The organism is Roseibium sp. SCP15, from assembly GCF_040329435.1.
In the GTDB taxonomy this organism is placed as follows: Bacteria; Pseudomonadota; Alphaproteobacteria; order Rhizobiales; family Stappiaceae; genus Roseibium.
The window spans coordinates 1,395,521-1,412,440 of the sequence record NZ_JBDZYI010000001.1 but is presented as its reverse complement, the minus strand read 5'-3'; the positions used below and the strand labels follow the sequence as shown (position 1 = coordinate 1,412,440).

15 protein-coding genes are annotated in these 16,920 nt (G+C 56.0%); 14 read left to right on the top strand and 1 reads right to left on the bottom strand.

The window, feature by feature from the left end:
• Positions 1-8: 8 nt before the first annotated feature.
• The 8 genes from ABLO27_RS06390 (at position 9) to dnaE (ending at position 11,182) form a co-directional block, all read left to right on the top strand.
• The gene (locus ABLO27_RS06390; RefSeq protein WP_353031373.1) at positions 9-788 is read left to right on the top strand and encodes a biotin--[acetyl-CoA-carboxylase] ligase; all 780 of its coding nucleotides are present in this window, start codon (positions 9-11) and stop codon (positions 786-788) included.
• A 34-nt stretch (positions 789-822) separates the two neighbouring features.
• A complete protein-coding gene (locus ABLO27_RS06385; protein WP_353031371.1) occupies positions 823-2,502 on the top strand; it encodes a ribonuclease J in 1,680 nt (559 codons plus the stop codon).
• Positions 2,503-2,546: 44 nt separating this feature from the next.
• A complete protein-coding gene (gene mce, locus ABLO27_RS06380) occupies positions 2,547-2,951 on the top strand; it encodes a methylmalonyl-CoA epimerase (protein WP_353031369.1) in 405 nt (134 codons plus the stop codon).
• Positions 2,952-2,958: 7 nt separating this feature from the next.
• A complete protein-coding gene (locus ABLO27_RS06375) occupies positions 2,959-3,249 on the top strand; it encodes a DUF1467 family protein (protein ID WP_353031367.1) in 291 nt (96 codons plus the stop codon).
• 529 nt (positions 3,250-3,778) lie between these two features.
• Positions 3,779-5,110: a proline--tRNA ligase gene (gene proS, locus ABLO27_RS06370; RefSeq protein ID WP_353031365.1), complete on the top strand. Its 1,332-nt coding sequence runs from the start codon at positions 3,779-3,781 to the stop codon at positions 5,108-5,110.
• A 79-nt stretch (positions 5,111-5,189) separates the two neighbouring features.
• Positions 5,190-6,494, top strand: coding sequence for a lipoprotein-releasing ABC transporter permease subunit (locus ABLO27_RS06365; protein WP_353031363.1), 1,305 nt, complete (start codon positions 5,190-5,192; stop codon positions 6,492-6,494).
• A gap of 11 nt (positions 6,495-6,505) precedes the next feature.
• On the top strand, positions 6,506-7,222 hold the full coding sequence (locus tag ABLO27_RS06360; RefSeq protein WP_353031361.1) for an ABC transporter ATP-binding protein: 717 nt from the start codon (positions 6,506-6,508) through the stop codon (positions 7,220-7,222).
• Between the two features lie 471 nt (positions 7,223-7,693).
• A complete protein-coding gene (gene dnaE / locus ABLO27_RS06355; protein ID WP_353031359.1) occupies positions 7,694-11,182 on the top strand; it encodes a DNA polymerase III subunit alpha in 3,489 nt (1,162 codons plus the stop codon).
• A gap of 18 nt (positions 11,183-11,200) precedes the next feature.
• On the opposite strand, the gene ABLO27_RS06350 is transcribed toward dnaE, so the two are convergent.
• Complete coding sequence (locus ABLO27_RS06350) at positions 11,201-11,599, bottom strand: VOC family protein (RefSeq protein WP_353031357.1); 399 nt, start codon at positions 11,597-11,599, stop codon at positions 11,201-11,203.
• A 321-nt stretch (positions 11,600-11,920) separates the two neighbouring features.
• Between ABLO27_RS06350 and rpsB the strand changes: the two genes are divergently transcribed.
• From rpsB to ABLO27_RS06320, 6 genes are all read left to right on the top strand, one after another.
• Positions 11,921-12,733 (top strand): 30S ribosomal protein S2, encoded by an 813-nt coding sequence (gene rpsB, locus ABLO27_RS06345; protein WP_353031355.1) that lies wholly within the window; start codon positions 11,921-11,923, stop codon positions 12,731-12,733.
• 145 nt (positions 12,734-12,878) lie between these two features.
• Positions 12,879-13,796: a translation elongation factor Ts gene (gene tsf / locus ABLO27_RS06340; RefSeq protein WP_353031353.1), complete on the top strand. Its 918-nt coding sequence runs from the start codon at positions 12,879-12,881 to the stop codon at positions 13,794-13,796.
• A 68-nt stretch (positions 13,797-13,864) separates the two neighbouring features.
• Entirely contained in the window at positions 13,865-14,584 is a 720-nt protein-coding gene (gene pyrH / locus ABLO27_RS06335) for a UMP kinase (RefSeq protein ID WP_352943501.1), read from the top strand.
• 110 nt (positions 14,585-14,694) lie between these two features.
• The gene (frr, locus tag ABLO27_RS06330; protein ID WP_353031351.1) at positions 14,695-15,258 is read left to right on the top strand and encodes a ribosome recycling factor; all 564 of its coding nucleotides are present in this window, start codon (positions 14,695-14,697) and stop codon (positions 15,256-15,258) included.
• A 31-nt stretch (positions 15,259-15,289) separates the two neighbouring features.
• A complete protein-coding gene (locus tag ABLO27_RS06325; RefSeq protein ID WP_353031349.1) occupies positions 15,290-16,057 on the top strand; it encodes an isoprenyl transferase in 768 nt (255 codons plus the stop codon).
• A gap of 15 nt (positions 16,058-16,072) precedes the next feature.
• Entirely contained in the window at positions 16,073-16,915 is an 843-nt protein-coding gene (locus tag ABLO27_RS06320; RefSeq protein WP_353031347.1) for a phosphatidate cytidylyltransferase, read from the top strand.
• Positions 16,916-16,920: the final 5 nt, after the last annotated feature.

Here is a 16,920-nt window from a genome sequence, read left to right as displayed (position 1 = left end):
TCGATAGAATGACAAATAGAAACCTGGAACGTCCGGCGCCTGGTGCGTCGGACTTTCGCTATGAAGAGCATGAGAGCGTAGGCTCCACCAATACACTGTGCTTTGACCGGGCACGCATGGGGCATGCCGGGCATCTCTGGATCCGCGCCGGTCAACAGCTGGAAGGACGCGGCCGGCGGGGACGGGACTGGTCGTCACCAACAGGAAACCTCTTTGCAAGCCTGCTGCTGATCGACCCTCAACCGGCGGACAGGATCGGTGAGCTGCCTCTTGCAGCGGCAGTTGCACTTGCCAACGCCGTTGACAAAGCTGCCGGGACACTCCAATTGGTAGACCTGAAATGGCCCAACGACCTTTTGGTGGATGGTGCCAAGCTTTCCGGAATTCTATTGGAGGCAGAGGTTTTGGATGACGGCCGCCAGGCTGTGGTCATCGGTTTTGGCGTGAATTGCGTCTCTCATCCACCTCTCACCCTTTATCAGGCGACTGATCTCAGGAGCCTCGGTTTTCAGGTAACGGCTGAAAGATTGTTTGAGGCGCTGGCTGCATCGATGGCGGAGCAACTTGTTCATTGGTGCCAACCGGGCGGCTTCCAGCCCATCCGAAAACAATGGCTGAAACGAGCGGCCCATCTTGGCAAGGAAGTTAAGGTCAAGACCGCTCAAGGGGAAATTAGCGGCATGTTTGCCGATCTGGATGCGCGCGGCCACCTGGTCCTGAAACAGGATGACGGCCGCCAGCGCACCATTTACGCAGGCGATGTGTTTCTGTCGGACAATGACGGGTAGACACTCGCTTGAAAGAGATTTCAAGGAGTAATCCATGGCTTCGGCCAATACAGACAAGAACGACATAGTGTTTCTGCCGCTCGGCGGCGTTGGCGAAATCGGCATGAATCTCGGACTCTACGGCTATGGGCCGGAAGATGACCGAAGCTGGCTGATCGTCGATTGCGGTGTGAGCTTTGCAGGCCCGGAACTTCCGGGCATCGACGTGGTCGTGCCAGACATCAAGTTTCTGGAGGACGAAGTCGATAACATCGTCGGTATGGTGATCACCCATGCACATGAAGATCACTATGGTGGCATCCTGCATCTTTGGCCTTTTCTGAAGGTGCCCGTCTATGCGACAGCCTTCACGGCTGGGCTGCTTGCGGCAAAAACAGAGAGCGAACCAGGTGCGGAAGAAGTGCCGGTAACAGTCGTCAAGCAAGGCGAACGGCACAAGATCGGCCCCTTCGACATCGAGTTCGTTGCGATGGCCCACTCGATCCCGGAGCCCTGCGCACTCGCAATCAGAACCCCGGCAGGACTTGTGCTGCACACCGGTGACTGGAAAATTGATCCGACGCCTGGCGTTGGTCTGCCAATTGATATGGACAGGCTTGCGGAGCTGGGCCGTGAAGGTGTGATGGCGCTTGTGTGCGACAGCACCAATGCGGTAAGGGATGGTGTCAGCCCGAGCGAAGCGGATGTTGCTGAAGAGCTGAAGAAGGTGATGGCTTCCGCCAAGCACAGGATCGCCGTGACGACCTTCGCTTCAAATGTCGCGCGCATTCGGGCAATCGCCGAGGCAGCTGCTGCAAATGATCGCGACGTAGTGGTCGTGGGACGGTCCATGCACCGCGTGATCGATGTTGCCGGAGAGCTCGGTTATCTGGAAGGACTGCGCCAGTTTCATGATGAAGAGGCATTCGGATATCTACCGCGTGAAAAAGCCGTTCTTCTTTGTACCGGGTCTCAGGGCGAAAACAGGGCGGCACTTGCCAGAATAGCTGCCGGTGAACACCGCAACATCGGTCTCTCCAAGGGAGACATGGTGATCTTCTCGTCCAGGACCATTCCCGGCAATGAAAAGGCTGTTGGCGAAGTCCTGAACAATCTTGCCGACAAGGATGTGAACATCGTAACGGACCGCGACGCACTCGTACATGTATCGGGCCATCCACGTCGCGGCGAACTTGAACAGTTATACAAACTGGTAAAGCCGAAAGTCGTGCTTCCCGTACACGGAGAACCGTTGCATCTTGCCGCTCATGCTGCGTTTGCGAAGGAACAGGGAGTTTCTGAGGTCGTGCGCGGCAAGAACGGGGATATCATCAACCTGACGGCGGGCAAGGCGGGCATCATCGATGAAGCGCCTTTCGGCATTCTGGTGAAGGATGGCGAAATTCTTGATGATCCGGAAGTGACCGGTGTCAAGGAAAGGCGCAAATTGTCTTTCGCAGGTGCAGCCGTGGTGGCGCTTGTCGTCAACCGGGCAGGGGAGTTGCTTTCAGATCCCGAAGTCACGCTGCTGGGGCTTCCCGACACCGATGACGAGGGTGAACCGATGGAAGACATCGTCATCAAGGCGGTCATCGGAGCAGTGACAAGCATTCCCAAGGCACGGCGCAAGGACAAGGATCTTGTCGGTGAAGCGGCCCGGCGGGCGGCTCGCTCCGAAATCCTTGACGTCTGGGGCAAGAAGACGCTCTGCAAGGTGATGGTGACCCAGATATAGTCAGCCGGATGGTCTTAGCGACTGTCCCATGCGGAGGAATATTGATGATCGGAAGGCTCAACCACGTTGCGATAGCGGTATCGGATATTGAAGCTGCAACCGCCGTTTACCGCGATACACTCGGTGCCGAGGTATCCGCCAAGGAAGAACAGCCAGCTCACGGCGTCAGCACGGTTTTTATCACCTTGCCAAACACCAAGATCGAGCTTCTGGAGCCCCTCGGTGACAATTCCCCGATCCTGAAGTTCCTGGAGAAGAACCCCTCTGGTGGGATCCATCACGTTTGCTACGAAGTCGACGATATCATTGCGGCACGCGACAAGCTTCTTGCTGAGGGAGCTCGTGTGCTGGGGGATGGCGAACCCAAGATTGGTGCTCATGGCAAACCAGTCCTGTTTTTGCATCCCAAAGACTTCCTCGGCACATTGACCGAATTGGAAGAGGCGTAAGAAAAGCATGTCCGTGGCGTTCGGCCTGGCCGTTTATTTCATGCTGTGGTGGATCATCCTGTTTGCGATTCTGCCATTCGGCATGCGTCGCACTCAGGAAGAGGCAGGAGATGTGATTCCCGGTTCCGAACCGAGCGCACCGGAACGTCCTCGTTTCTTCAAGGTCCTGGTCATCACGACCATCGTGACGACAATTGTGTTCTCAGGATTCCTGCTGCTGCGTCAGTCAGGGTACGGATTGGACGATATCCCGTTCTTTAATCCGCCAAGCCACAGCTACAGTCAGCCGAACGGTTAGGTTTCCGGCGAGAGAATCCGGACTTTGCTCGGCTGCAAATGTTTGCCGGGAAACAAAAAAGGCAGAGCTGAGCTCTGCCTTTAAAAAGTTCCGCGTCTAAACTGACCCCAATCCCTTACCGGTTGGTGTTACAACCTGGCTGGGCGGCTGCGAACCGAAGGTGCGCCAGAGGGTCCTTCCTCCCAAGACTCAGACCGCGATGTTCTTGAGCTACTTGGCATTTCTGCCAAGGCATCTTTTTGTTATGAGGACGAAACCTAGCTGATTGTTTTGCACTTGTCACCTATTTGTCGCACCCGACTTGATTTTTTTTGCATGCCCAAATTTTTTGACATTTGGTGGGAACAACCAATGACCTTTTGCCGGTTGAAACGTCGGGTGTTGAAACGTTCAATTTCCCTCGATTCAGTCGCATTTTCCGGCTAATTCTGCAAAAGACCACGCCCGACGCGCAAAGGGGTTGTTTTTAGCTTCAGCTTGCGCTTTGACTGCGCACCAAACAGGTTTTGCGCTAATTGAGAGAATATTGATGCGTCTTTCCAGATATTTTCTGCCCATTCTGAAGGAAACCCCTAAAGAGGCAGAGATTGTTTCACACCGGTTGATGCTGCGCGCCGGAATGATCCGCCAGCAATCGGCTGGGATCTACTCCTGGCTGCCGCTCGGTCATAAGGTTCTGCGCAAGATCGAACGCATTGTCGAAGAAGAGCAGGCACGCGCGGGGGCGATCCAGCTTCTCATGCCAACCATTCAGTCCGCTGACCTTTGGCGCGAGAGCGGCCGTTACGATGCTTATGGCAAGGAGATGCTTCGCATCACCGATCGCCACGAGCGCGACATGCTTTACGGTCCGACCAATGAAGAGATGATCACGGATATCTTCCGCGGCTATGTGCGTTCCTACAAGGATCTACCGCTGAACCTCTATCACATTCAGTGGAAATTCCGCGACGAGGTACGTCCGCGCTTCGGTGTCATGCGTGGCCGCGAATTCCTGATGAAGGACGCTTATTCCTTCGACCTGGACCAGGAGAGCGCTGTTGAGTCCTATAACCGGATGTTTGTTGCCTACCTGCGCACTTACAAGCGCATGGGTCTGACGGCTATTCCGATGCGGGCAGAAACCGGCCCGATCGGCGGTGACCTCAGCCACGAGTTCATCGTTCTGGCAGACACCGGGGAGAGCGAAGTCTATTGCCATGCCGATTACCTGAGCAAGGAAACGCCAGGCGAGGACATTGACTTCAACAGCGACCTCAGCCCGATCGTCAAGGACTGGACGTCTCATTACGCCGCGACTGAAGACGTTGTCGACAAGGCCGCTTTCGAGGCCTCCGTACCGGAAGATAAGCGGATTGTCGCTCGCGGGATCGAAGTGGGCCAGACATTCTATTTCGGCACGAAATACTCCGAGCCGATGGGGGCAAAGGTTGCGACAGCCGAGGGTACGGAAGTTCCGGTCCACATGGGGTCGTACGGGGTGGGTGTTTCCCGCCTTCTTGGCGCCTTGATCGAAGCCAATCATGATGAGAATGGAATCATCTGGCCAAAGTCGGTTGCTCCGTTCCATGTTGGTCTCGTCAATCTGAAGCCGGGTGACGACATGACCGACACGGCGTGTGAGAATTTGTATGCCAAGCTTGAAGCCGCCGGCATCGAGGTTCTCTATGACGATACGGACACCCGGGCAGGGGCCAAGTTCGCCACCATGGATCTGATCGGACTGCCGTTCCAGGTTGTGGCCGGGCCACGTGGATTGAAAGACGGCGTTCTGGAGGTCAAGGATCGTGCAACTGGGGAAAAGGAAATGCTTTCTCCGGAAGCCACGTTGAACAAGCTGACGGCGGCATTGACGGACTAATCAAGTCCGTTGATCCTCGGGGCGGGGATTCGGTCGCGGACACCGCGGCCGGTTGGGCATTTGCTGAAGTGGATGGACAATGACAGCGGCAAACACTGTAGACGTTGACGATGGTCACAAGCCCGCGGCGCCTACACGCCCTTTTTCCGCCTTTGAATGGATGATTGCCGGCCGGTATCTGAGATCTCGGCGGCGCGAAACCTTCATTTCCGTGATCGCGGGTTTCTCGTTTGCCGGAATCATGCTGGGCGTTGCGACGCTTATCATCGTGATGGCGGTGATGAACGGCTTTCGTTCTGAACTCCTTGGCAAAATCCTCGGTATCAACGGTCACATGCTGGTCCAGCCGATCGACATGCCGCTGACGGACTATGACGCGGTTTCGGCCAGGCTCGAAGGCGTGCCGGATGTCGTCAGCGCAATACCGTTCATTGAAGGCCAGGCGCTTGTGTCCGGGCCTGCAGGTAATCTCGGTGCACTCGTGCGCGGCGTCTATGAAAGTGACCTGCGACGCATTCCGCTGATTGCCAACAACGTCAGGTCGGGCTCGCTGGATGGGTTTGATGCCGGCGAAGGTGTTGCGATCGGGTCGCGCATGGCGCAGCAACTCGGTATCACCACCGGCGACAACATCACCATCATATCCCCCCGCGGCAGCGTAACACCGATGGGGGTCACTCCGCGTCTCAAGGCCTATCCGGTTACCGCGATCTTCGAGATCGGCATGAGCGAATACGATTCCACGTTCCTGTTCATGCCTTTGGAAGAAGCGCAGGCCTATTTCAATATGGACACCAAGGCGACAGGGATTGAGGTCTATGTTGTCGATCCGGACAATGTCGGTGTCGTGACCGCGGCTCTGGAAGAAGCGGCGGAAAGACCAACCTTCGTGACCGATTGGCGCCAGAGGAACGTCACCTTCTTTTCCGCACTGGAAGTCGAGCGGAACGTGATGTTTATCATTCTGACGCTGATTGTTCTCGTCGCGGCGCTGAACATCATTTCCGGACTGATCATGCTTGTGAAGGACAAGGGACGGGACATCGCCATCTTGAGAACGATGGGGGCGACCCGGGGATCGGTGATGCGGATCTTCCTGATCACCGGCGCTAGCATCGGCTGTGTCGGAACGCTGGCCGGCTTTATACTCGGCCTGATCGTTTGCCTGAATATCGAGAGCATCCGCCAGTTCGTGTCCTGGCTTACTTCCACCCAGCTGTTCGATCCCACACTTTATTTCCTGTCGAAGCTTCCGGCTGAAATTGATAGCGGCGAGACCATAACAGTTCTGGTCATGGCTCTGGCGCTTTCCCTGTTGGCGACCCTCTATCCGGCGTGGCGCGCAGCGCGGCTCGATCCGGTAGAAGCACTCCGGTACGAATAGGGAGGCTTGAGATGAACATGGCTGTTGATCCGCGCCGCACACCCGGTCTTGCTCCTGCCGCTCTGGAACTTTCCGGTATCGTTCGCAGTTTCGATGAGGGCGAACGCCAGCTGCATATTCTGAAGGGGGCAAACCTTCGAATAGAAGCTGGTGAAATGGTTGCCCTGGTGGCCCCCTCAGGCACAGGCAAGTCGACGCTGTTGCATATTGCCGGTCTTCTGGAGCGCCCGGACGATGGCAACGTCTTCCTTGGGCCGATCAATTGTGCGGAGCTGTCCGATGACGAGCGCACGGCCATCCGACGCAACGACATTGGGTTCGTCTACCAGTTTCATCATCTGCTGCCGGAATTCACCGCGCAGGAAAACATCATGATGCCTCAGATGATCCGTGGCCTACCGCGCAAGGTTGCCGCAGATCGGGCGGATGAGCTGCTGAGCTATATGCGGCTTGGAGAGCGGGGTAAACACCGTCCATCGGAGCTTTCAGGCGGGGAACAGCAGCGGGTTGCGGTTGCTCGGGCGGTCGCAAATGCGCCCCGGATACTCCTGTTGGATGAGCCAACTGGAAATCTCGACCCGAACACCGCGAATTATGTTTTTGACGCATTGTCGGCTTTGGTTCGTGCATCTGGTGTTGCCACGTTGTTTGCCACGCATAACCTGGAACTGGCCGGGCGAATGGATCGGGCAATCACGCTTCAGGACGGTCTGGTCCAAGACCTTTAGGTGTCTAATTCAAACAATTTGCGCGCGGGCAGGTGGTGGACCAGTTCGCCATTTGCTGCGGGAACAAAGCAAAAACTACAAGTTTTCTCTAATTTTGATTAGCCTCATGACAAGGGGAACAAAAAGTGCTTGCAAAGAGAACAAAATTGGAACATATTCCTTTTGCACAACGGTAAAAGGTTGGAGGGTGACATGTTTCACATTGCTCGTGATTTTGCTGCATTCGGTTCTTTGGTCTGCTTCTGCGCCACACTTGCCGTCTGGGGTGACGTTTTGTTCGCGGCTGGCTAAGCCTGCGGTACTGGTCTTTCCGTACGAGTTCTCACCGAAGCAAGTTGGCCAAGCCGTTCCTCTGGAGTTTGGCTCCGCCGGTGAAAAGAACAACGGTGACAAAGTCGCTGACGGCTCGACAGGGCTCTTCTGAAACGCTTCACTTGAGCGTTGATTCTGGAAGATGCTAAGAGCGCTGACATGACTGGTTCCGATACTTCTGCAAACGAGACTTCCGGAGCAGCCGGCGCGACCGGTCCGGGGTTCGTTCACCTCAGGGTTCATTCCGCGCTTTCGCTCCTGGAAGGTGCGTTGCCGATCAAGAAGCTTCTTGACCTGGCAAAGGCTGACGACCAGCCGGCGCTTGCAATTGCAGATACCAACAATCTTTTCGGTGCACAGGAATTTTCAGGAAAAGCCTGGGGCACCGGCATCCAGCCGATCACCGCCTGTCAGCTTTCAGTGTTTTTTGACGACGGACTGGAAAGTGGACGGCGCGGAGAACCTGCGCTTGCCGATGTGGTTCTCATCGCCATGACTGAAGCCGGTTACGGCAATCTCATGGAACTGACGTCGCGCGCCTTTCTCGACACGGAGACCGGCCTGAGGCCGCACGTTACCGCCGAGTATCTTCTGTCCAAGAGCGAGGATGTCATTCTTCTGACTGGGGGATACCTCGGTCCAATCGGAGCTGCGTTGCTTGCAGGGCAGAAGGATCTGGCAAGAGAGCGCCTTAAGAATCTTTCAGACGGGTTTCCGGGTCGCTGCTATGTCGAATTGCAGCGTCACGGGATGGAGGGCGAACGGAAGACAGAAGCCGATTTTCTCGATTTTGCCTATCAGATGAACCTGCCGATTGTTGCTACCAATGAGGCATTCTTTCCTAAACGCGAGGATTATGAAGCGCATGATGCGCTGATCTGTATCTCGGAAGGCCGCGTGCTGATTGAGGATGATCGCAGGCGACTGACCCCCGAGCACTACTTCAAAAGCCGGGCAGAGATGTGTTCGCTGTTTGCCGACCTGCCCGAAGCCCTCGCTTCAACCATCGAAATCGCCAGACGATGCAGTTTCCGTCCTTTGCGACGCGACCCGATACTGCCGAGATTCGCAGGGGCAGATGCCGATCCGGAGGAGGCGGAAAAGGCAGAGGCCGACGAGCTAAATCGTCAGGCAAGGGAAGGGTTGCAGGCGCGCCTTGACGCCCATGGTCTGGCCCCCGGACTGGAAGAGAAGGATTACTGGGAACGGCTCGACTACGAAACCGGCATTATCGAGCGCATGAAGTTTCCCGGGTACTTCCTTATCGTTGCCGACTTCATCAAGTGGGCCAAAAATCAGGATATTCCGGTGGGGCCCGGGCGCGGATCGGGGGCCGGCTCGCTGGTCGCCTGGGCGCTGACCATCACCGATCTGGATCCGATGCGGTTCTCGCTTCTGTTCGAGCGCTTCCTTAACCCGGAACGCGTATCGATGCCGGATTTCGATATCGACTTCTGCCAGAGCCGGCGTGAGGAAGTTATCCGCTACGTTCAGGAGAAATATGGGCGTCAGCAGGTCGCGCAGATCATCACTTTCGGATCGCTGCAGGCGCGCGCCGTTCTGCGAGACACGGGCCGTGTGCTTCAAATGCCATACGGCCAGGTGGACCGACTTTGCAAATTGGTGCCGGCCAATCCTGCCAATCCTGTGACGCTGGCCCAGGCGATTGAGGACGAACCGCGTCTTCGCGAAGCGGCCAAGGAAGAGGAAATCGTTGAGCGGCTGCTCGGCATGGCGCAGAAACTCGAGGGCCTTTACCGCCACGCCTCTACTCATGCTGCTGGTGTCGTCATTGGTGACCGGCCCCTGGAACAGCTCGTTCCACTTTACCGAGACCCGCGATCCGACATGCCGGTCGCCCAGTTCAACATGAAGATGGTTGAAGATGCCGGTCTGGTGAAGTTCGACTTTCTCGGTCTGAAAACACTGACGGTCATCGACACGGCGGTGAAACTGATTGAACGGCGCGGTGTCAATGTCGATGTCGCCGCATTGCCGATCGACGACAAAATCACCTACGAGCTTCTGGCCCGTGGCGAGACCTTCGGCGTGTTCCAGCTGGAAAGTCAGGGGATGCGTCGCGCAATCGCCGGCATGAAGCCCGACCGTTTCGAAGACATCATCGCGCTTGTGGCACTCTATCGTCCAGGGCCGATGGAGAACATTCCAGTCTACAACGCGGTGAAACACGGGGAACAGGACCCGGATTGTCTGCATCCCTTGCTGGAACCCATCCTGATGGAGACGAATGGCATCATCGTCTATCAGGAACAGGTGATGCAGATTGCCCAGGTGCTGTCAGGCTACTCGCTCGGAGAAGCTGACCTTCTGCGCCGCGCAATGGGTAAGAAGATTGCCGCTGAAATGGAGATCCAGCGTGCGCGCTTTGTCGACGGGGCCGTTGAACGCGGCATCAGCAAGTCGCACGCGGGAACAATCTTCGATCTCGTGGCAAAGTTCGCGAACTATGGCTTCAACAAGTCTCACGCCGCAGCCTATGCGCTTGTTTCCTATCACACGGCCTGGCTCAAGGCGAACCATCCAGTGGAGTTCATGGCGGCGTCGATGACGCTGGATCTCGGCAACACCGACAAGCTGGGCGATTTCCGTCAGGAAGCCAGGCGGATGGGAATTGAAATCGTTCCACCCTCCATCAATCGATCGCAGGTCTATTTCGACGTTTCTGAAGACAAGATCCTTTATGCGATGGGGGCGATCAAGGGTGTCGGTGAGCAGGCGGTTGAACACATTGTCGAAGTGCGCGGTGACACGCCGTTTACCAGCCTTGGCGATTTCGCCCGTAGAATTTCACCGAAGGCGCTCAACAAGCGGACACTCGAGAATCTCGTTGCTGCCGGGGCGTTTGACGAGCTGGAACCTGACCGGGCGCGCGTCTTTGAAGGTCTGGACCGTGTCATGGGACTGGCGCAACGCACAGAGGAAAACAGGACGCTCGGACAGGATGAGCTGTTCGGCGGCAGCGATAGCGAAGAACCACTGCAGCTTGACGAAGTACACGGCTGGACAACTGAAGAAAAATTGCAGCGGGAGCATTCTGCCATCGGGTTTTACCTGTCGGCGCATCCGATTGATGAGTATGCCGGCGTTCTGGAAAAGATGCGCGCTCAGCCTTGGGCCCAGTTTTCGGAAGCGGTCAAGAAGGGGGCTTCTCATGGCCGCCTGGCTGGTACTGTCGTGTCCATGCAGGAACGCAAGACGAAGACCGGGACGCGCATGGGAATTGCCCGGTTATCAGATGCGACCGGGCAGTACGAAGCGTTGCTCTTCCGGGAAAAGCTTGAACAGTTCCGCGACGTTCTTCAGACCGGTCGATCTGTCGTTGTACTCGTCGGTGCGGACATGCGCGACGATGAGCCCTCATTGCGGATAGAGCAAGTCGATCCGATCGACAAGGTCGCGGCGCGCTTGCAGAAAAGCATGCGCGTGTTCGTGCGGGACGAGCGCCCGATCCAGAGCCTGGCCAAACATCTTCAGGTCAGGGGAGAGGGAGACGTAACGGTGATTGTCCTGCTTGAAAACGGTGCACGCGAAGTGGAGATAAGATTGCCCGGCCGTTTCCGTCTGTCTCCTGAAATTGCCGGAGCGCTTAAAGCCGTACCGGGCGTGACGGACGTGCAGACGGCTTGAGCTAATGCACAAGAGCAATCAGCTGGCAGGCCAGATGAATTCCACGCGAATGCCACCTGGTTCGTAACACATCATATGCATGCGCGGGCCACCTGACAGCAATTCCGGTTCGAATTCCATTCTTACACCCGGCCAGTTTCGGATTTTCTCTGCCATTGCAAAGAGCTCTTCCTTGCTGGCGACTTCAAGGGCAACGTGGTGCAGGCCGATATTGGTTTTGCGGTTGAATTCCGTGACCGATTGTGACCGGTCGACCTGCCAGAGCGTGAGGCGGCAGGTGCCGTCGGATACAGTTGTTCGAGGGTAGCTTTCATCTTTTGCGAGGAGCTCCCAGCCCAACAGATCGGTGAAGAAGGCGGTGGTCTGGTCCAGGTCACGAACGGTCAGTCCAAGATGGTTTATTCCCTGAGTTGTCAATGAAAGTCTCCTGTGTCAGGCGTCAGTCTGGGTCCTTGGTAAAAACACCACTGGAACAGGTCAAGAAGGTCTGGTGACACGTCGATGAAACATTGAAGCCGGGATTTGGGGGAAAAAAACTTCTGGAACCTGTGAAGTGCACCAAAGAAAACAGGTGTTCAGGTCTTGAAATAAGATTTCTTCCCAACTATAAGGCGCCCATTCCACACGCAAGGGGCGGAAACCGAGTTTATCGGGGTCCATCCGGTGGCCGATGGGAGAAATCCTCCGGCCGACATCCTCTTGCGGAGGTTAAACCGGAAAAATCAGGAGATTAAGGGTATGGCATTGCCCGATTTCACCATGCGTCAGCTTCTGGAAGCTGGCGTCCACTTTGGTCACCAGAAACACCGTTGGAACCCGCGTATGGGTCAGTACATCTTTGGTGTACGCAACGATGTTCACATCATGGACCTGTCCCAGACTGTTCCGCTTCTGCACCAGGCTCTTAAGGCAGTGTCCGACACTGTTGCCGGCGGTGGCCGCGTTCTGATCGTCGGCACCAAGCGCCAGGCTCAGGAAGCTGTAGCGACTTCTGCTCGCAACTCTGCACAGTACTTCGTCAATGCTCGCTGGCTCGGCGGCATGCTGACCAACTGGAAGACCATCTCCCAGTCCATTCAGCGTCTGCGCAAGCTGGAAGAAACCCTTTCTTCCGACGCAGCCAACGCCCTGACGAAAAAAGAGCGCCTGTTCATGGACCGTGAGCGTGAAAAGCTCGAGCGGAACCTTGGCGGCATCAAGGACATGGGCGGTATCCCGGACCTGATCTTCGTGATCGATACCAACCGTGAAGCAATCGCAATTCAGGAAGCCCGTCGTCTGGGTATCCCGGTGGCTGCGATCCTCGACTCCAACTCCAACCCGGAAGGCATTACCTATCCGGTGCCGGGTAACGACGATGCCGGTCGCGCAATCTCGCTGTACTGCGATCTGATTGCACGCGCAGCCATCGACGGTATCTCCCGTGCACAGGGTGCTTCTGGCATGGATATCGGCGAGTCGGAAGAAGCTCCGGTTGAAGAAGTTCTGGCTGAAGCTTCCGAGGAAGCTCCTGCTGAAGCTGAAGCAGCTCCGGCAGCAGCTGAAGCCTAAGACCGTCTCTGCCGCGAGCTTTTCGCGGCAGTTTCACCATGAATTCGCAAGACGGGCTGCAAATTCTTGCAGTCCCGTCATAAAGGCGCGGATAGCAATGGGCTAAACCGTGTCTTATCTGAAACCCCCATCCACGAGGCAATCGATGAGCATTACCGCTGCGATGGTAAAAGAGCTCCGTGAGAAATCCGGCGCTGGCATGATGGACTGCAAAACCGCTCTGAATGAATCTGGCGGTGATATGGAAGCGGCTGTTGACTGGCTGCGCACCAAAGGCCTGGCAAAGGCAGCCAAGAAGGCTGGCCGTGTTGCTGCTGAAGGTCTGGTCGGTGTTGCTTCTGAAGGCAACAAGGCTGCCGTGATCGAGCTGAACTCCGAAACCGACTTCGTTGCACGTAACGAAGGCTTCCAGGAACTTGTTTCCAACGTTGCCAAGGTCGCTGTTTCGACCGACGGTTCCGTTGAGGCTGTTTCCGCTGCTGATCTTGGTGGCAAGCCGGTTGCCGATGCAATCACAGACGCGATTGCTACCATCGGCGAAAACATGACCCTTCGCCGTTCTGCAGTTCTGTCTGCAAGTGAAGGTGTCGTTTCAACCTACGTTCACGGCTCCGTAGCGGATGGCCTGGGCAAGATCGGCGTTCTGGTTGCTCTGGAATCTTCTGGCGACAAGGACAAGCTGAATGCTCTTGGCCGCCAAATCGCCATGCACGTTGCTGCAACCAGCCCGCTGGCCCTGAATACTGAAGCTCTCGACCCGGCTGTGGTTGAGCGCGAAAAAGCGGTGTTCTCAGAGCAGGCTCGTGAATCCGGCAAGCCGGACAACATCATTGAAAAAATGGTGGAAGGCCGTTTGCGCAAATTCTACGAGGAAGTTACCCTCGTGAAACAGGCCTTTGTCATCAACCCGGATCTGACGGTTGAACAGGCTGTAGAGGCGCTTGCAAAAGAACTCGGCACAGATGTCAAACTCTCCGGTTTCGTCCGCTTCGCACTAGGCGAGGGGATTGAAAAAGAGGAGCAAGACTTCGCCGCAGAGGTGGCAGCAGCCACCGGGCAGTAAGCTCAAAGAAAGCGCCGGCAAGTCCGGCGCTTTTTTTTTAGAAAGACAATTTCAGTAAGGGTGCACCCATGACGAATTCTTTGCGTTGGAAACGAGTTCTTCTGAAGCTTTCCGGCGAGGCTCTGATGGGCTCACAGGCCTTTGGGATCGATCCGGCCATAGTGCAAAGAATCGCCAAGGAGATTGCCGACGCTGTCGCGCTCGGCGCTCAGGTGGGGGTTGTTGTCGGTGGCGGCAACATCTTCCGCGGCGTGGCTGTCGCGGCCAAGGGCGGTAACCGGGTGACCGGTGACCACATGGGCATGCTGGCTACTATCATGAACAGCCTGACGCTCGCTGATGCCCTGCGTCGCCTCAAGGTGAATGCGCGAGTTCTTTCCGCCGTCGCGGTGCCTTCGATCTGTGAGACTTTCTCGCAGCGTGTCGCCGACCGGTACATGGAAGACGGTGATGTGATCGTATTCGCCGGCGGTACCGGCAATCCGTTCTTCACTACGGACAGCGGTGCGGCACTGCGCGCGGCGGAAATGAAGTGTGATGCGTTTTTGAAGGGCACACAGGTGGACGGTGTCTATTCTGAAGACCCGAAGGTCAATCCGGACGCGGAGCGCTATGAAACGCTTGGCTATGAAGAAGTTATCAAACGCAACCTGAAGGTCATGGATACGACAGCGATTGCACTGGCACGCGACAATTCCATTCCCGTCATTGTGTTTTCGATCCACTCACCTGGAGCTTTGGTGAGCGTGTTGCAGGAAACGGGTACTTATACAGTCGTGGGTGACTGAAAGTTTTAAGCCGGATCTCCCTTCAAGCTCTTGTGTTTCGGTGCGTTTATGCCATGTTGGCGCGCGCCGAGACTCTAATTGGCGATGCATAGAACAATAGTGAGGACAAAATGTCGGTTGAAGGTGTCGATCTTGATGACTTGAAGCGCCGTATGCAAGGGGCTCTTTCTGTTCTGAAGACCGAGTTCGCCGGCCTGCGCACTGGCCGTGCCTCCGCTTCGATGATGGATCCGATTTCCGTTGACGCCTATGGTCAGGCAATGCCGATCAACCAGGTTGCAACGGTTTCCGTGCCGGAACCTCGCATGCTTGCGGTTCAGGTCTGGGACAAGGGAATGGTGGCCACCGTCGAGAAGGCGATCCGCGAATCAAACCTCGGTCTCAACCCTGTCGTGGATGGCCAGCTTCTCCGGTTGCCGATTCCGGAACTGAACCAGGAACGCCGTCAGGAACTGATCAAAGTCGCCCACAAATACGCCGAACAGGCCAAGGTGGCGATCCGCCATGTTCGCCGGGATGGCATGGACCATGTGAAAAAGGCCGAGAAAGACGGTGATATTTCGCAGGATGACAGCCGGGTTGCTTCTGACGAAGTTCAGAAACTTACCGATCAGATGATTGGTGAAGTTGACGGCATGCTTGAGAAAAAAGAACAGGAAATTTCCCAGGTCTAAGCTGATAATGCCATTGCGTTGGGGGGAGCCCATGAGCGTCAGCCCGAGCCAGAACCTGGAAACGTCTGCCAGGAAAGGTTCCGCTTCGAAATTGCCTCGCCATGTTGCCTTCATCATGGATGGCAACGGACGTTGGGCAACGGCACGTGGTCTTGCCCGTACGGAAGGTCATCGGAAGGGCCTGGAAGCCTTGCGCCGAACGATCCGGCACGCGGGCAGGATCGGGATCGAAGTGGTAACGATCTACAGTTTCTCCTCAGAGAACTGGAACCGTCCGAAGACGGAAGTCTCTTTTCTGATGGGTTTGCTCCGTCGGTTCGTTCAGCGGGATCTGAGTGAACTTCACGAAGCAAATGTGCGCATTCGTATTATTGGTGGCAGAAGTGATCTGGAGCCTGGCATTCTGGCGCTTCTTCAAGAAGCGGAAGATCTGACAAGAAATAATACGGGCCTGACCCTTGTAGTTGCGTTTAACTATGGCGCGCGTGCGGAAATCGCTCGCGCGGCACAAGATCTCGCCCGAAAGGTTGCAAACGGCGAAATGTCGCCGGAAAACATTTCTGAAGACGCGATTTCACAGGCCTTGGATACGGGCGGCTTGCCGGATCCGGACCTGATTGTGCGCACCAGCGGTGAAATGCGGCTTTCCAATTTTCTGCTCTGGCAGGCTGCTTATGCGGAATTCTATTTCTGTGATGAACATTGGCCGGATTTCGACGAAGCCGCCTTTGACAAGGCAATTAGTTGTTTCGGAAATCGAGAGCGCCGGTATGGTGGCCTTGACGCCAAGGCTATTTAACCTCCGGCTCTCATGATGGCAGAAACAGAAGAAACTCCGAAGAAACTCTCAGACCTTGGGCTAAGACTGATATCAGCGGTCATTCTCGGGCCACTGGTTTTGTTGATCACCTACTGGGGCGGTGCCCCATACAAAGCTCTTGTTCTGGTTGCTGCCATTCTGTTTCTCTGGGAATGGTTCACGATAACCGGTACACCTGAGCGGTCCCTGACGGCCGTGACAGGTTTCTTGTCCTTGATCCTTCTGTCGCTACTTGAATATGTGAGCATGCCTCTCAGCGGGCTTGCCGTACTTGTTGTCGGCACGATCGCGACATTTGCAACAGGCGGGGTCTCGCGCACAGGTCGTTGGGCTGCGGAGGGGGTGCTCTACAGCGGACTTGCTCTGTACGCGCTTCTTTCGGTGCGAGAAGGAGCAGGCGGACTGGTGTTCAGTTTCTTCCTGTTGATTGTGATCTGGGCAACGGACATTTTTGCGTATTTTACTGGACGGGCCTTCGGTGGGCCGAAGCTGTGGAAGAAGATTTCTCCCAAGAAAACGTGGTCTGGCGCTATCGGGGGACTTGTCATCGCCACATTGCTTGGTGCCGCTGTCGCATACCTGGCGGGCGCACAGAGCCTGTTTCCCTGGGCACTGCTTGCGGCAGCTTTGTCTGTCGTATCTCAAGCGGGCGATCTGCTTGAATCAGCCATTAAACGCCGTTTTGACGTGAAAGACTCAAGTCGCCTGATCCCCGGGCATGGTGGGATCATGGACCGCATAGACGGGCTGGTTGCCGCAGCCATATTTGCGGTGATTATCGGATTGATCTTTGGTGGAACATTTTCAGATCCGATTGCCGGGTTGGGTCTGGGCTAGGTTTG

Excerpts from the sequence above, each read along its gene's own strand:
- ABLO27_RS06390 (WP_353031373.1), top strand. The coding sequence starts at position 9 with ATGACAAATAGAAACCTGGAACGTCCGGCGCCTGGTGCGTCGGACTTT.
- ABLO27_RS06385 (WP_353031371.1), top strand. The coding sequence starts at position 823 with ATGGCTTCGGCCAATACAGACAAGAACGACATAGTGTTTCTGCCGCTC.
- mce (WP_353031369.1), top strand. The coding sequence starts at position 2,547 with ATGATCGGAAGGCTCAACCACGTTGCGATAGCGGTATCGGATATTGAA.
- ABLO27_RS06375 (WP_353031367.1), top strand. The coding sequence starts at position 2,959 with ATGTCCGTGGCGTTCGGCCTGGCCGTTTATTTCATGCTGTGGTGGATC.
- proS (WP_353031365.1), top strand. The coding sequence starts at position 3,779 with ATGCGTCTTTCCAGATATTTTCTGCCCATTCTGAAGGAAACCCCTAAA.
- ABLO27_RS06365 (WP_353031363.1), top strand. The coding sequence starts at position 5,190 with ATGACAGCGGCAAACACTGTAGACGTTGACGATGGTCACAAGCCCGCG.
- ABLO27_RS06360 (WP_353031361.1), top strand. The coding sequence starts at position 6,506 with ATGAACATGGCTGTTGATCCGCGCCGCACACCCGGTCTTGCTCCTGCC.
- dnaE (WP_353031359.1), top strand. The coding sequence starts at position 7,694 with ATGACTGGTTCCGATACTTCTGCAAACGAGACTTCCGGAGCAGCCGGC.
- rpsB (WP_353031355.1), top strand. The coding sequence starts at position 11,921 with ATGGCATTGCCCGATTTCACCATGCGTCAGCTTCTGGAAGCTGGCGTC.
- tsf (WP_353031353.1), top strand. The coding sequence starts at position 12,879 with ATGAGCATTACCGCTGCGATGGTAAAAGAGCTCCGTGAGAAATCCGGC.
- pyrH (WP_352943501.1), top strand. The coding sequence starts at position 13,865 with ATGACGAATTCTTTGCGTTGGAAACGAGTTCTTCTGAAGCTTTCCGGC.
- frr (WP_353031351.1), top strand. The coding sequence starts at position 14,695 with ATGTCGGTTGAAGGTGTCGATCTTGATGACTTGAAGCGCCGTATGCAA.
- ABLO27_RS06325 (WP_353031349.1), top strand. The coding sequence starts at position 15,290 with ATGAGCGTCAGCCCGAGCCAGAACCTGGAAACGTCTGCCAGGAAAGGT.
- ABLO27_RS06320 (WP_353031347.1), top strand. The coding sequence starts at position 16,073 with ATGGCAGAAACAGAAGAAACTCCGAAGAAACTCTCAGACCTTGGGCTA.